We start from the raw sequence: 15,581 nt of genomic DNA, 5'->3' as shown, positions 1-15,581 counted from the left end.
GGAAGTGCTATCCTGGTGTTCACTCCCAGATGGATTTGGTAACTCCCTCCTTTGGCGACTCCCCAACCGTCCTCTCTGAAAATAAACCACCCGGGCAGCGTCATGCTGCCGTGGCTTTGTATTTGGCATAGAGATCGTGGAGGCGCTTTCTAAGTGCTTTTAACCTCTTGCTGTCTTCTTCGGAGGTCCCTTTGGGCTCGCTGATGGAGAAGAGGAAATTGCCCAGGTCATCTATTACATGCTCTGTTGCTTCACACCATTCAGAGGTGCAGATCTCCCTCATCTGCGCTGCTTCGTCGAGCTGCGCTTCAACCAGATCAAGCGATTTTTCCAGGTTGCCTATGAACTCTCGGTAATTCTGGATCAGGCTTTCCCCCATCGGGCTGTCTTTGGGCATGGACATGATATTCTCCTTTCTCTTTTCTATTAGTGACGGGTAAATTCAGCGCACTCGCTATGATTGTGCACTATGGGGCTGTTTGACAGCATTGTCTTTATGTTAGGAAATTTATATGCCTGACGCCCGGATGTGAATGGGGTGTATCCCGTAAACGGGGGGGGAATCATACTTAGTGCCTGAACGAAAATCACGCCTTGGCGTGATTCAGGCACAATTGCGAATTGAGGAATTGCGAATTCCGAATTGATGGAATAGAGTTGAGATTAATAAAACCAAGTTTTCGATTCCACCCTTTTTGGATTTCCGGGTTTTCGTTCAGACACTACGTATGTTCATTTCTTCGGCGAGCCCCCCGGTTCTCGCAGGAATGGGTCGATTATGCACCGGCAGCGGCCAGGAGTTCTTCCTCTATTACCCCGCGCAGCAAGGGGATCTTATAACCGTTTTTTTCCATGGGAGAGGCGTTTTTGACGGCCGCTTCAGCGGCCTTTGCCGCCACCTCCGCATTCAAGGGATTTCCGGTAATGATTTCCTCCACTTCCATGGAGCGCCAGGGTACCGGCGCAACCCCGCTCAACACCACCTTGGCCGAGTCTACGATGTCGCCATTGAACACGATTGCCAGGGCCACGCCGGCCAAGGCAAAGTCCCAGGAGCGACGGGCCCTCACCTTGCGGTAGGAACTTCGAAGGCCCGAAGGGGCCGGAGGCACCGCAATTTCCGTGACGATTTCGTCCGGATCAAGCACCGTATCCCTGAGAACGTCCCGGCCGGGGGGAACATGGAAATCGGCCATCGGCACCGTCCGGGTCCCCCGCTGGCCGACGATCCGCACTGTGGCATCGAGCGCCACCAGTGCGGGGGCCGTATCAGAGGGATGGACGATATAGCATGAATCGCCGCCGAATATGCAGTGAAACTGATTTTCGCCGCCCACTGCAAAACATCGATCACCGCCTTTGCGCAGGCAATCAAATTCACCGCGATAGTACCAGCACCGGGGTTTCTGACAGATATTGCCGCCCAGGGTTCCCTGGTTCCGAAGCTGGGGGCTCGCCACTTCAGAGGCCCCCCGGGCCAAGGCCTTGAACCGGCGGTTGAGAATGGAATTCTCCGCCACCTCGGTAATGGTGGTGAGGGCCCCGATGCGGACACCGCCTTGAGCGGTTTCCCTAATGCCTTTCAACGCATTGAGCCTGCTGATGCTTACCACCTTGTCGGCGTGAAATACATGGTCTCGAAGACATCCGAGAAGATCGGTTCCGCCTGCGTGGAGCCTGGCGTTGTCCCATGCCAGGTGCTTCACCGCCTCTCTTACGGAATGTGCGCGAACATAGGCAAAATTTGACAGCATGCTATTTCTCCTCTAAACGGTCGGCAAAAATCATGCTGAGCCGGACGGGATTAAGGGGGGTTTCCGTGATGCGAACGCCGGTGGCATGATAGATTGCATTGGCTATGGCGGCGGCTGTGGGGATGGTTACCGGCTCGCCCAGTCCCTTTGCCCCGGTGATGTTCGCCTCGGGATCAGCCAAATCAATAGGCAGGGATTCCATATGGGGGGCGACATCCAGTGCAGTGGGCAATTTGTAATCGTGCCAGTTTCTGTTCACCATTTTGCCGGTTCCACGGGCATCGAGAATGCGCATCTCGGTCATGGCAAATCCGATGCCCATGGTGATCCCGCCGTAAACCTGATTGTCGTATGTCAGACGGTCCATCACCCGGCCACTCTCATTAACGCCGAGAAAGTCCATAATCCTGACCTCTCCCGTTCTGGTGTCCACTTCAACTTCGCAGAACTGTGCGGCAAAAGGGTTGACCACTTTGCCTTCAGGATTGGGGCCCCGGTATCCTATCCCGACCACCACTCCCCGTTTTTTCAGGGTGGAAATGTCCTGAATTTTGATTTTTTGAGAAGCATCTTTTTCTGCGACGATCATATCTTTCTGGAAACGAAGATCGGAAACGTCCATTTTCAAGTCTTCTGCAGCCATCCGGAGCAGCTGCTGTTTCACGTCGATTGCGGCAGCTCGCACTGCAGGGGCTTCGGTGGGGACGGTCTTGCTCCCGCCGCTGGGGGTCGCGTACTGCGTGGTCCCTGTGTCTGCGTGCTCAATCTGAATCATATCGGTCTCCACATTCAATTCTTCCGCCACCACCATGGCCATTATGGTCTTGGTCCCTGTTCCGATGTCGCTGGCTCCCATATTCAGGTTTACGCTTCCGTCTGCAAAAAGCTTTATGATCACCGTGGAGGGCGGTCCCCCCCCGCCTGCAACCCATAAACAGGCAGCCATGCCCACGCCTTTTTTCAGAAAATCTCCGGGTGCCGCATTCTTAACCTGGTCTTTTCTCTCTTTCCAGTGAAAGGCGAGGGCGCCTTGTTCCAGGCATTCCTTCAATCCGGTGGTGGTATAGGGGGCGTTGGACCGGGCCTGACTGCGGGAAGGAATGTTCTTGAGCCGCAACTCCACCGGATCCATTTCAATAGCCTCTGCCAGGGCATCCAGCATTTGTTCCAATGCCCAGGACCCCTGGGGATGTCCGGGGGCGCGAAAAGGGCGCGCCGGTCCCGCATTGATATATACGTCGGTGGCTTCGGTGCGAACATTGGGACAGGTATAAAGATCTCTGATGAGCCAGTCCACCAATGTGGTTCCGCCTGCCGGATAGGCCCCGCCGGTCCCGGTTACGGAAAATTCCAGCGCCGTAAGGGTTCCGTCCTTTTTTACCCCTGCCTTGAGTTTCATGTTTGCCGGAGGCCTGTTGCCCGTGCAAAGAAAGGTTTCTTCTCTGGAGAGAAAAAGTTTGACCGGTCTGCCGGTCTTTCTGGCGAGGAGGGCGGCGATCACCGTGTACTTGCCCGGCTGGAGCTTGCTGCCGAATCCCCCGCCCATATAGCGGCCGATGACCCGGACCTTGGAGAGCGGAAGCCCGATGACCTGGGCCACTTTACTCTGCACGGCATAGACTCCCTGGGTGGATTCATTAATTATGAGAAGTCCACCGTCCCAATACGCCACGCAGCCGTGAAGTTCCATCGGGGTTTGCACCTCGCATTCCGTCCGGTAGGATTCCTCCAGCACCACATCCGCCTGGGCAAACCCTTTTTCTACATCTCCTCTGGCGTAGGACTCTTTTGGACCGACTTGATTGCCGTTTTTGTGCACCCCCGGGGCATCGGGTTCCAGGGCCTTTTGCTCATCTGAAATAAAGGGAAGAATGTCATAATCCACACGGATGCACTGCACGGCATCCCATGCCTGATAAGGAGTTTCAGCTGCCACAGCCGCGATGGTTTCCCCTTCGAACCGACAATGGGGATCAAACAGTTTTGTCTTCATATCTTTGGTGTAAGGCCAATCCACATCGGCCTCCGGCGTGTGGGCGCTGATGATTGCCCGGACACCGGGCATGCGTTCCGCCCTGCTTGTGTTCACGTGTTTGACCCTGGCATGAGGATAAGGACACCGAAGAACGGCGCCGTACAACAGGTGTGGCGGAGAAAAATCAGAGGGATAGACCGCCGAACCGCTGACCCGTTCGTAGCCGTCCGTGCGGGGTCGTGATTTACCGATCAGCCTGGTTCGTCCCCATGGCTTGGGATCTTCTCCGGGCTCCGGGGTTTCCGGGATATGAAGGCCCTCAGTATAGTATGTCTCCTTTTCTTGCCCTTTCATGATTCGCCTCGCTTAAGTTCTGCCGCCTTCTTAACGGCATGAAATATATGGGTGTACGCACCGCAACGGCAAAGATTGCCGCTCCCGGCCTGGCGGATGTCGGAATCGGATGGATCCGGATTTCGCCGCAGAAGGCCCTCGGCAGCCATGATCTGGCCGGGGGTGCAATAACCGCATTGAAAGGCATCGTGCTCCAGAAAGGCCTGTTGAACATGCCCGAGTTCTTCGCCCTGCATAAGCCCTTCTACAGTGAGTATTTCAGTGGCTTCGGCTTCCATTGCGAGAACCATGCAGGCGTATCGCGGCAGGTTGTCGATGAGCACCGTACAGGCCCCGCATTCCCCTCTTTCACACCCTATTTTGGTGCCGGTCAATCCCAGGCGCTCGCGCAGCACAAATAACAGCGACCATCGAGGTTCCACCAGTAACCGATGACTCCTTCCGTTGATATGCAGTTGAATCCTGGTCATTTCTTTGGGATCCATAGATTTTTCCTTTTCAGAGGTTATGGCCGCAAAGCTGCCCGTCGTAACCATCGCAGCCGCGCCTACGCCCATGGTGGTAAGAAAGCCGCGACGGGTGATGGCCGGAGATTGCCGTTTTTTATTTCCTTTCATCTTCGATCCTCCATGATAGGATGCTGCATATTGGGGATGCCCCTTCCCAACATATATTCAGTACCCGAACGAAAATCACGCCTTGGCGTGATTCAGACACAATTGCGAATTGAGGAATTGCGAATTCCGAATTGATGGGATAGAGTTGAAATTAATAAAACCAAGTTTTCGATTCCACCCTTTTTGATTTTCCGGGTTTCCGTTCCACATAGTAGTTATTCGTACCTTATTGCCTGGTCTTCTGTCATGAAAAACAAGAAGATATGGCCGTCCTTCCTTTGCACGCTTAGCCTTCCGTCATTCCGGGCATGATTCCAGCCGGAATCCAGAAATACGGGGGACTGGATTCCGGCCAAGGGCATGCCGGAATGACGGGACAGCACACAGCCGTTTTGGTTGCGGTTATCCGCTTTAGTGGCTTATCGCCAGATTTTCTGTCACAAAAAACAAGAAGATGATTGTCAGAGGGTGACGTCTTTAGTTTGGAATAATGGAAGTTTGGAATAATAGAATAATGGGTTTAAGGAAAAAAACCTTTCCTGGGTGATCCAGGTTCCTTTCCCAACCTTCCATTATTCCAGTATTCCAACATTCCAGATGTCTGGCAACATCGAACCCCCTTGATAATAAAAAGTCATTCGAAAGCCACTTTGGTTGCGGTTAACCGTTTTGGATATATTCAATCGTTTTTGTAGGGCTGCAAATGGGGTCTACAGGGTATTGATGAATTTCAAAGAGGGTATGCGGTATTCCGGGGAATCATAAGGAAGCAGAGAGGTTTGTGAATCCCCCTCCTTTCAGCTCAGCTTCGGCATCTGGCGCAAGACGGTTTAATATGTCAAATAGCCGTCCGGGGCGAGGCTGGTGGCCAGCATGACCCGGTTTATATCCAGATGCCCGGTCCAGGTTTGAGACTCCCTGCAGCGAGGATCGAGCCAGAAGGTTTCTATGGTTTGACCTAAAGGGAGATACTGATACAGACGGTTGATCTGTCCATGTGCCGGATGATTTTTGGGAAAAACATCCGGACGGTCTTCAGTGATGCGCTTCATCCTTTCCACTGCATGCAATCCTATGGACATCCCCAATTCCCTGAACGCCAGCCGGTAATCCGCGGAAAGCCTCAATAAAGGGCCTTGGGTGAACGCATCTAAACCCGCCAGGGAAGATTCCAGCAACTCATTGAACAACGTGGTCCGGGTAAACTCCGTCTCCATATCCAATTGCAGAACTCTGTATGCATCCGAGAGAATGCCGCCGATCCCCAGGGGATCCGCCGTTGTCCAGTTATGCCCCTGGCAGAGCGATTCCATGTCGGCGATTTCCGAATCGAGTCGGGCCTCCGGGAAGGGGGAAAGTTCCTGTGCGGTTGCCTGGAGCTGTCTGTAAGTGATCAAGCCGTCCAAAGGATCATGCTGTCCCATGGAGGCGACCAGTGGAAAGGAAAGATCGATGCTCATCTTCCAGTACATCCGTTTATAACCGGAGGGCAACGTGTAGACAAACGCTGCATGAGCGGTTCTGGCCAGTTCTATGGCCCATAAATTGAAGGTCGACTCTCCTGTGGACCGGCTCATCCGGTTGAGCGCATGCATCCATTTTGTCAAATAATGGTAGTATTGCCCGTCTCGGTCCCATTCCTCCCTCTCATTATACGGATCGGCAGGCTTACGTTCATTCATCGATTTGCCGATTCGTAAACCGCCGAGGGTAGGGTGCCGGGCGCCTTCGGACTCACTGAGATTGCTGATCCATCCGGGCCTCGGGTCGTCTTGACGGTGATGCCCCAACATGGTGTGGACCTGATTCATCAGACTCAGGGCCGATCGCCGCCAGTGTTCATCCCCTGTCTGTCGATAAAGCTCCAGAAAATTGCATATCCCGAACGCATCCGTCCACAAGTATCGCCGTGGCGGGTTTTCCGGGTTGGAAAGGCCGGTGGACTCGGCAAATTCGGTCATGATATCTTTTACAACGGATAATGGGTCCATTACAGGGGCTTTCTCCCGATTCATGGGTCGTCCTCAATTTTTTGTATATTGCCGATCAGAGGGAATTTCCATTAAGTCCTCTCTAGAGGTTGATTCTGCTTTTTTCATGTACGCATACAATGTGCTTTCCGGCCTTTCAATACGCGCAATCCTGTATTTTCGAAAATTCAGAGGGAGGGAATTTCCACCTGCTTTACGCATTTGTGCCGGTGCGGTTCTCCTCCTTGCGACACGGGGATATGCATTGTAACCTGGAGGCCGGTCACCCGTATGGACCGGCCCCGGAAGGTACGACTTCTGAAGGCGGAAATACGGGATATCCCCCATTTGATGGGCATCCAGAATACCCTGATGGATATATCCGGGCCGGAAGACCTCTCCCAATGGGAGGATGTGGAATGATAAATGTGTTTATGCCTGGATAGGGCGTCCGGCGCTATTGCCTCATCCACCCGGCGTTCAATTTTCCTTTATCGATGCCGGGTCCTTTGTCTTTTGATTGATTATCGGGCCGATGCAATACCTTGAACAGGCTGGGTCCCAGGAGACAGGTAATCACCGCCAGCAGGATGATGGCATCCTTGAAGGCCTCGGTAATAAATCCAAATTCAAGCCCGATGGTGGCCGCCACGATGATCAGGCTCAGACGGGAGGTCATCAGCACCCCTACGGTCAGCGATTTGAACACAGACAATCCACTGAAAACAAAAAGGAGGCTCGGCAGTAACTTTACCAGGGCAGCGAACCCCAACAGTTTGGCGGTAAACAGAAGCTGTTGGACAGAAAGCACGTTGGCTATATCGAACTGCATGCCGACATGAATGAAAAAGAGCGGCACCAAGAAACCGTATCCAAAACCCGACAGTTTGAGTTCCAATTGTGTTTTTTCTCTGAATACGATCGACAGCATAGTGCCGCCCAGAAACGCACCCAGGACCGGTTCCAGACGGGCCAGTTCGGAAAGCGCTACAAACAAGAACAACAGGGCCAGCGAGAAGCGCACACCCAGCTCCTGTGAATCCCGATCTGCGAGCAGGCGACCTGCCTTTTCGGGATACCACCACACCAGGAATTGAATCAGCTTGAGCATGACGCCGAATCCGATAAACAGCGGCAGCGGTCTTAAAAATTCCCAGCTAAACCCCTTCTCGTGCCATAAGATATAAAAGGTGATGGCGAAAAGGGTCAAGAAGTCAGCCAGCGTGGCGGCGATCAATGTGTTTTGACCCAGTGGGGATTGGGTAGCATCCGTATCCCTCAGGGTGGGAACCACAAGGCCCAAAGAGGTAGTGGATAACACCAACCCCAGATATATCCCCTGACCCATTAGGAAAGCGGCCCCCATTGAAAGGATGATGGTGGCAGCAAATATGGTGATCTGAATGCCGAACATTTTGACACTCAGTTTCCTGAGCATCTGGAAGTTGATTTCCATGCCGGCGTGGAACATCAGAAGCAAAAACCCGAGATGGGCCAGGAAGGGAAGCCAGTCTCCCCCGAATTGAAAGTTGAGAAAGCTCTTGCCGATTATTACGCCGAAGAGAATTTCCATCACTATCGAAGGCATCCGGGTCCATCGACTCATGCTCGGCAAAAAAGCAGCCCCCAACGACACCAGGACAAGCGCCCACGCGGAATAAATGACCATAACGTGTGTACCTCGTATGAAATTATGCTCCGGCTGCCCGATTCTTGTTCATGGTTGTTGGTTGATTTGTTACGACTTTAGGACGTTAGCGTATCTTCTCAATAAAACGGGGTGAATACTTTCTCCACAGACTTCCTGGATTCCGGCTTTCGCCGGAATGACGGGGGGTTGGGTTGTTTTGTCATTCCTACGAAGGCGGGAATCCAGACGGGTTACCCCCAGTTATTGAGATGTTACACTTTAGCGAATTTGAGACACTTGCATGAATTTCTGCATGATTTTACTATGCCAGCAGTACCGAACATGGGGCCTTGTCAGCCAATATGTCCGTCACATCAATGGAAAACAAACCGGTTTCCTTTTCACCGCTGCCGATCACCAGAAGCTGATAGTCGCAGGCAATGGCCAGGATCTCTTTGACCGGGTTGCCGTGGCGCACATGCTCCTCCACCCTGGTGTTATGGACCCGCGACAGCTCACGCACCTGGTTTAATATATAACGTTCCCACTCACCATCCGACGATGATCTACCATGCAGATAAGGGGGTTCGACAACTGTGACGACTGAAATTATTGAATGAAGTTGCCGGGACAGATCCATGCCGATTTCGAGGGCGCGCCGGCTGGACTGTGAACCATCAAATGGAATCAGCAATCGCTCGTAAGGATTTGTGAATTTGGCCATCAAAACCGGACAGGGCAATTTTTGGCGCATTTTGACAAGTCGATTTCCGAAAATGGATTGAAGGAACGATCCGCCGGCGTACTGCAGGACGACGATACCCGCATCTGTTCCATGAGCGATCGATATCACACTTTTGTTCAGGCCATCTTCAGCTTCCAAAACCTCGATCCGCAGGCTTTCCGACCAACGGGAAAGGGCCTCCCGAATATCAGAGGCTGATTTTTCATGGACCGCCTTGATCTGCTCGATCTGCGTTCCCTGAGCGAGATAGAAGGCCTCGTTCAGCAGGCCTGTGGCATCACAGGACGTTCCATCGTTGACGGCCAGGATCATCTGCTGACCGTAGGTGCGCGGAAAGTGCGGGCGATCCTCTCCAAGGCGGTCGGAGAAAACAGCGTAGAGTCCGGATTTTCCGAGAACGAGCAACCGGTCGTCTTCTTCTATATCCGACGGGTGGTCGGGAAAGAGGAGGGTGTTGTTTCGCAGCACACCTGCCACACGCCATTCCGGATCCCGTTGAGAGGTCATGTCTTGTAGACGCGATAAATTCTGACTGCTCACCGTGAGTTCCATCAATTCCGCATCCCCTTCCCCTAGGGCGAGAATTCGAATACGCGGATCCTTGAGGAACTGGTAGATCTTGCGTGCCGTATCCGAGGCCAGGGAAAGGGTCCATATGTCCAATTTCTGAAACTCGGAGAGCATTTCGGGATCGCGTACCACGGCCAGAATGTTGTTGATATCCGCCTCCCTTGCAAATCGCGCAATTGCCAGGTTGACGGGATCGTCATCTGTCATTGCCAGTACGCAGTCCTGTTCGGCCAAACCGGCTTCCTGCAGCACTACCGGGCTGGAGGCGTCTTCGGCCATCAGCCGAACAACGCTGGGAAAACGGCCCGGAAACGGGTCCAGCTTGGCCGCCTCCTTTTCAATCAGCGTAATCTCCCAATTCTCGCCGATCCGCTTGAGCAGTTCATCGGTAATCCGGCCGGCACCGCAAATAATGATTTTCATTTCAATTCCTTGAACCTTTCCGACAATGAATAAATGCACATAAGGTGAATTGTCGCTGTTTTTCAAGAATATAGACTTTCTGAGAAAAGTCAATCAGGCTATTGGCAGCGGTTTCAGCGAATGGGGGCCTCTTTGCTTTAAGAGCAAACATATTTCTTGACATATTATTTTTACTATGATAGTTTGAGTTCAAAAGATTTTGTTTGGGAGATCATATTACCCTAAAACACAAGAAAGTAAGGTTATGAAACCAACCAGCAGTGAGGATATAACCAGAAAGATCGGTATCCTGATTCGCAGATATGCGCGATTGCGGGCACTGCATACCAAGGAATTGGCCAAAAACTATGATCTAAGTGTATCTCAACTGCTGTGCCTTCAATGCCTGCATGGAAACGGCAAGATGTCCATGACGGATATTGCGGATAATATCATGGTGAACGTGAGCACGGTTACGGGAATTGTAGACCGCTTGGAGCGAAAGGGCTTTATTGAAAGACTGAGGGAAGCAGGGGATCGAAGAATCATCACCATTGCCCTGACAGAGAAAGGGCGGTCCCTGGCCGCGAACAGTCCTCCTGCGGTTCACCACAAGATTGTTCAGGCGGTTAAAATGCTTACTGAAGCCGAGCGTGAAGAGATCTTTCAAGCCCTGGATTGTGTATCCAGGCTCATAGATTTTGGTAATGTTGACCAGAGGTCTTCCATGTCGCCGCCGCGAGCCCGGAAAATCCGGAACAATGTTGATGAGTTACAAAAATATCCAGGAAATTAGGTGACGTGAAAGGCATTTCCGATGATAAAGCGGATACCCGCGACCAGAACGCCTGTGTGCTGTCCCGTCATTCCGGCATGGCCTTAGCCGGAATCCACTCCGCCGTATTTCTGGATTCCGGCTGGAAACGTGCCGGAATGACGGAAGGCCAAGCGTGCAGTGGAAGGATGGCCATACTTTCTTGTTTCTTGTGACAGAAAACTGGGCGATAATGTACTAACATTATCCAACCTCGATATCAGTGGGGAGATCCGGACGCATGGTGCTTTCAGCAGGAATCATACCGGTGAGACTACAGGAAAAAACATGGAAATACCTGTTTCTCAGGGCTTTTCGAAACTGGGATTTTCCAAAAGGAGTGGTGGAGCCGGGCGAAGATCCTCTGGACGCGGCAAAAAGAGAGGTCCGGGAAGAGACCGGGATATCTGATCTGCGCTTCTGCTGGGGATATATTTATCGGGAAACCAGACCCTATTCCGGCGGAAAGAAGGTCGCCAGATATTATGTTGCTGAAACCCGCACCCTTCAGGTGGTCTTTTCCGTTAACCCGGAGATCGGAAGACCGGAGCACCATGAATATCGCTGGCTCACCTATGGTGAGTTAAAGGAACTGGCGCCTCAAAGACTGAGGGATATTATCACATGGGTCGGCACGGTGATAGATTCCCGCCCTCGGTTGCACAAATAAGATAGATTAGAGTATTTGTCTGTAACTTCTCTGCAACGTGCGAAGAAGTTTGCCCGTGGGGGTCTCTGCCTCCCGCCCAGGAGGCGGGACAAAAACCGAATACAGCTCCTGGGGACGGCAGCAGGGCTTTACAATACAGTCTGTTCCAGCCCCAAGTACAGCCTTTCATGAGACGGTATGTCCTTGCTGCCTTTCCGTAAACATTATTCGGAGCCCGGGGGCGGCCGCCGAACGATACGACCGCATTTTATTGCAGCTCTTGGGCAGAGACCCCCACGGGCGTCCAGAACGCTTCCGAGACTTAGGTGAAACCTTTTGGGTTGCGGTTGTTAGGCCGTCTTGGGGATTACCACTGCAACCCGCAGAATACTTCCCCCCCGATGTCTTTCTAAACGCCGCTACCGATCGCCTCATGAGAAATATTCAATAATCTTGAATTCATATCCCTTACCAACGCCTGGGTGTCCTGATTACGGAGCCTGTCCGATTCCGGCGCACAAGTGAGGGACAGCGGAAAATACCGCCGCTTCATTCTCGGTGCCCCATCAATAAGGGTTTGAATCAATACCCCTGATAAACCGGGCGTTTCAACCGGCGCCCCATGTACCACATGGGGTATCTTTCTGGCTGGATACAGTATGAACCCCATTTACACGAAAACCGCGATCGGTACACTGGATGGCAATTAAGAGAGTAATCCGAAAACAGCGTGAAACAGAAAAACCTCGGAAAACTCTATATTAACATGAGTCTACTATCTACCGGAGGATCAGCCCATGACTGAACCGGATCTTGAATTGGAATTCAACGGCGTTTCCATCCAGTCAACAGCAGACGGCAAGATGTCAGTGGTGGATGCCATTTGTGCTGTCACAGAATCGAATTATCCACAGAATCTGTGGAAAAAATTAGCTTCGGATCATCCCGAGGTATTGCGCTACTGTGAAGCCTATTCCTTTCAACAGGGAGAGAAAAAGTTGGTTGTGGGACCCCAGGGATGGGAAAAGATATTCATGCTGCTCCCGGAATATTTTCCCGACGGGTGTTAAGCCGTCCGGGCCAAGCTGCAAGATCCATAGCCTCTTTACACCTTGGTGTAAACAGTACCAAGCGATTACATCAGGATGATGGAGGTATCAGCCGGTGTCCGCAGTCAGGGAGGGGAGGGGGATCCCGGCTTGAGAGCCGGAGGGGCCGGATGGAAACTCTGCAAGACCTTCTCGAACGTCTTCCGGATGACCTCCGGAAACCGTTCCTGAGAGTACTGCGCAAAAAAGGTCATCACACCTATTCCTATGCGGATCTGTCCCGGATCTCCCGGCAGGCGGCGTGGGGTCTGATTCAAGAGGGCATACGTCCCGGTGATGTGGTGGGACTTTTCGCCCCTCTGGATTTTGCCTGGATCGCGGTGTGTGTGGGCGCCTTACAGGCAGGGGCTGTGGTGATGCCGCTGGATCTTCAGCTTGAAACGGAGACCCTGGCCGGCATTCTCAAGAACAGTGAACCCTGGTGCATTTTTACGGCCCCCGACCGGCTGAAACAGCTTGGGCAGGCTGCCCCTGCAGGGCTCTCCACATATGTCTTGGGAAGCTCAGGCCGAGATGGCGCCGCAAATTGGAAAAAACTCCTTATAAACACCCGGCAGACCCTCCCCGTCCTGTCAGCCGATCACGCTGCCGCCCTGTTTTACACCTCCGGCACCACCGGTCCTCCCAAGGGCGTGTCTTTAAGCCACCGCAATCTTCTGTTCCAGATTCAAACCGTGCAGAGGACCGGCTTGGTGGATGCCGGGGACCGGGTGCTTCTTCCGCTGCCGCCGCACCATGTGTATCCGTTTGTTATCGGGATGCTGGTCCCCCTCTTCCTGGGAGGCACCATCGTCCTCCCCTATTCTCTAACCGGGCCTCAGATGATGCGTGCCCTTCGGGAGGGTGATGCCACCCTGTTGATCGGGGTTCCCCGTCTTTACCATGCATTGTTTGCCGGTATCACCTCTCGTTCCGCCTCAGATATCTTCAGACGATTATTTGAAAAAGGACTGGACTTGGACACACTGTTTCGGAAAACCATCGGCGTGTCCCCGGGCAGATGGCTGTATTTTCCTTTACGCCGACGATTGGCGCCTCATCTGAAAATTCTGGCCTCAGGCGGCGCACCCTTGGAACCCGGTCTGGCCTCCAAACTGGAAGCCCTGGGATGGCAGGTGGCCATCGGATACGGACTTACAGAAACGGCGCCGCTCCTGACGCTCAAACTTCCAGGGGACCCGCACAATGAAACCGTGGGACGTCCGGTAGGCGGGGTACACATCCGTATCGATCCCGGGGCCCTGCCTGAACCCTCTTTGCCTGACCGCGCCTATACCGAGGGGGAAATCCTGGCTAAAGGCCCCAATGTTTTTTCCGGCTATTATAGGTTGCCGGAGAAAACCGATGCGTCCTTTACCCGGGACGGCTGGTTTCGTACCGGTGATCTCGGGTACGTGGATACAGAAGGATACCTTCACGTGACCGGCCGTGTTTCCTCCCTTATCATTACAGAGGGGGGAGAGAAGATCCAGCCCGATGAAATAGAAGCGCATTTGTCAGCCCACGCACTGATCCGGGAAGCCGGCGTTTTACAATTGGAAAACGGGTTGCTTGCAGCGGTGATTGTGCCGGAGATAAAAGAGATTGTCGCCCAGGCCATAAAGGCGCCCGAAAGGGGGCTTCAGCGGGCCATTGCCGAGCAATCCAAGTTGCTTCCATCGTTTAAACGCATCAATGATTTCGCAGTGACCCGCGTTCCTCTCCCTCGTACCCGCCTGGGAAAACTCCGCCGGCACCTTTTGCCGGATATCTTCCGAGAGGCAAAAAAAGAAGAGGATTCTCCCGGTCGGCCCGAATCCAAACCGATGTCCATATCGGCCATGTCTTCTCAGGACCGGGACCTTTTGGAAAACAGGGCGGCAAGAATTGTCTGGGACTGGATGGCCGAGAAACACCCGCATCAGCATATTACGCCGGACACCAGTCCGGAGCTGGACCTGGGGATCGATTCCATGGAATGGCTGAACATCACCCTCGAGATCCGCCGGCAGGCCGGCGTTGAACTGGAGGAAGGGGAGATCAGCGAAATCGCCACAGTGCGGGATCTGCTGCAGAGAGTCGCGGAAAAGGCCGTCTCAGGTGAAGACGTGTCACCCGAGTCGCCCCTTGAGGAACCGGAGAAGTCCCTGTCCGGATCTCAGATGCGCTGGCTCAAACCATTGCGTCCTCCCGAAGCATTCCTGGCGCGAGGATTGTTCAGCGTAGACGTTTTCATCTTCAGGCGATTTTTCCATCTGAAGGTCCAAGGTGTTGAAAACCTTCCGGCCGAAGGTCCGTTTATCATCACCCCCAATCATGCGAGCTATGTGGACCCGTTTGCCATCGCGGCCGCGCTGGGTTGGAAAAGACTTCGCCGGGTGTTCTGGGCGGGCTTCACCGGGATTGCTTTCAAAAACGCATTTTTCCGATTTTTCAGTCGCTTATCTCGAACAGTGCCGGTCGATCCCGACAAGGGGGTGATCTCGAGCCTGGCCTTTGCCGCGGCCATACTCAAGCGGGGCCAGGGGCTGGTCTGGTTTCCCGAAGGGATGCGTTCCTCGGATGGTCGGCTCCAACCCTTCAAAACAGGGGTGGGCGTGTTGCTGACGCATCATCCTGTCCCGGTCATCCCTTCATTTATCCGGGGAACCCGCAAGATTTTGCCCCCCGGGAGCGCTGTTCCCAGGAGGGGGAATATTACGGTGGTCTTCGGCCGCCCTCTGGATGCCGGATATCTGGCACGCCGGGAAATCGCCGGGAAAAAGGAACAGCGAATCGCACAGGCGCTCCATAACGAAGTGGGACGGCTTGGAAGAGATATCCGGCCATAATAACCCCAAAATTCCCGCCCTAAGACCTTTGACAACAGGAGGTCCTTGATGGTGCGGCCTTCTGTGGCCGGGCCGACAACTCTCTTCCCATAATCAGGGCTGGATGGGGAAAGGCTTGCACAGGGTCGGACGTTTGGAAAGAGGGGCGGCAAACGCCGCCCTCTTTCAAATACAGGATGGAC

At 53.3% G+C, this 15,581-nt stretch carries 11 protein-coding genes; 4 read left to right on the top strand and 7 right to left on the bottom strand.

What is annotated here, in order from left to right; all coding sequences use genetic code 11:
* Nucleotides 1-100: 100 nt before the first annotated feature.
* The 7 genes from K9N21_06720 to K9N21_06690 all read right to left on the bottom strand — a co-directional run bounded on the left by K9N21_06720 (nucleotide 101) and on the right by K9N21_06690 (nucleotide 10,038).
* Nucleotides 101-403: a hypothetical protein gene (locus tag K9N21_06720; GenBank protein MCF8143597.1), complete on the bottom strand. Its 303-nt coding sequence runs from the start codon at nucleotides 401-403 to the stop codon at nucleotides 101-103.
* Nucleotides 404-776: 373 nt separating this feature from the next.
* Nucleotides 777-1,754: a xanthine dehydrogenase family protein subunit M gene (locus K9N21_06715; GenBank protein ID MCF8143596.1), complete on the bottom strand. Its 978-nt coding sequence runs from the start codon at nucleotides 1,752-1,754 to the stop codon at nucleotides 777-779.
* A gap of 1 nt (nucleotide 1,755) precedes the next feature.
* Nucleotides 1,756-4,083, bottom strand: a complete 2,328-nt coding sequence (locus K9N21_06710) for a xanthine dehydrogenase family protein molybdopterin-binding subunit (protein ID MCF8143595.1) — start codon at nucleotides 4,081-4,083, stop codon at nucleotides 1,756-1,758.
* A complete protein-coding gene (locus K9N21_06705) occupies nucleotides 4,080-4,700 on the bottom strand; it encodes a (2Fe-2S)-binding protein (protein MCF8143594.1) in 621 nt (206 codons plus the stop codon). The genes K9N21_06710 and K9N21_06705 overlap by 4 nt, the downstream gene beginning before the upstream one ends.
* Before the next feature lie 830 nt (nucleotides 4,701-5,530).
* Nucleotides 5,531-6,691, bottom strand: coding sequence for a hypothetical protein (locus K9N21_06700; protein MCF8143593.1), 1,161 nt, complete (start codon nucleotides 6,689-6,691; stop codon nucleotides 5,531-5,533).
* A gap of 436 nt (nucleotides 6,692-7,127) precedes the next feature.
* The gene (locus K9N21_06695; GenBank protein ID MCF8143592.1) at nucleotides 7,128-8,339 is read right to left on the bottom strand and encodes a cation:proton antiporter; all 1,212 of its coding nucleotides are present in this window, start codon (nucleotides 8,337-8,339) and stop codon (nucleotides 7,128-7,130) included.
* Between the two features lie 283 nt (nucleotides 8,340-8,622).
* A complete protein-coding gene (locus K9N21_06690) occupies nucleotides 8,623-10,038 on the bottom strand; it encodes an NAD-binding protein (protein ID MCF8143591.1) in 1,416 nt (471 codons plus the stop codon).
* 244 nt (nucleotides 10,039-10,282) lie between these two features.
* Between K9N21_06690 and K9N21_06685 the strand changes: the two genes are divergently transcribed.
* From K9N21_06685 to K9N21_06670, 4 genes are all read left to right on the top strand, one after another.
* Complete coding sequence (locus K9N21_06685; protein MCF8143590.1) at nucleotides 10,283-10,813, top strand: MarR family transcriptional regulator; 531 nt, start codon at nucleotides 10,283-10,285, stop codon at nucleotides 10,811-10,813.
* Between the two features lie 259 nt (nucleotides 10,814-11,072).
* On the top strand, nucleotides 11,073-11,501 hold the full coding sequence (locus K9N21_06680; GenBank protein MCF8143589.1) for an NUDIX domain-containing protein: 429 nt from the start codon (nucleotides 11,073-11,075) through the stop codon (nucleotides 11,499-11,501).
* Between the two features lie 776 nt (nucleotides 11,502-12,277).
* Nucleotides 12,278-12,550: a hypothetical protein gene (locus tag K9N21_06675; protein ID MCF8143588.1), complete on the top strand. Its 273-nt coding sequence runs from the start codon at nucleotides 12,278-12,280 to the stop codon at nucleotides 12,548-12,550.
* Between the two features lie 149 nt (nucleotides 12,551-12,699).
* Nucleotides 12,700-15,399, top strand: coding sequence for an AMP-binding protein (locus K9N21_06670; protein MCF8143587.1), 2,700 nt, complete (start codon nucleotides 12,700-12,702; stop codon nucleotides 15,397-15,399).
* Nucleotides 15,400-15,581 lie beyond the last annotated feature (182 nt).

This window comes from Deltaproteobacteria bacterium (genome assembly GCA_021737785.1).
Taxonomy (GTDB): Bacteria; Desulfobacterota; DSM-4660; order Desulfatiglandales; family Desulfatiglandaceae; genus AUK324.
Note: the sequence above shows the minus strand (reverse complement) of the source record. Positions and strands in the feature narration are given on the sequence as shown.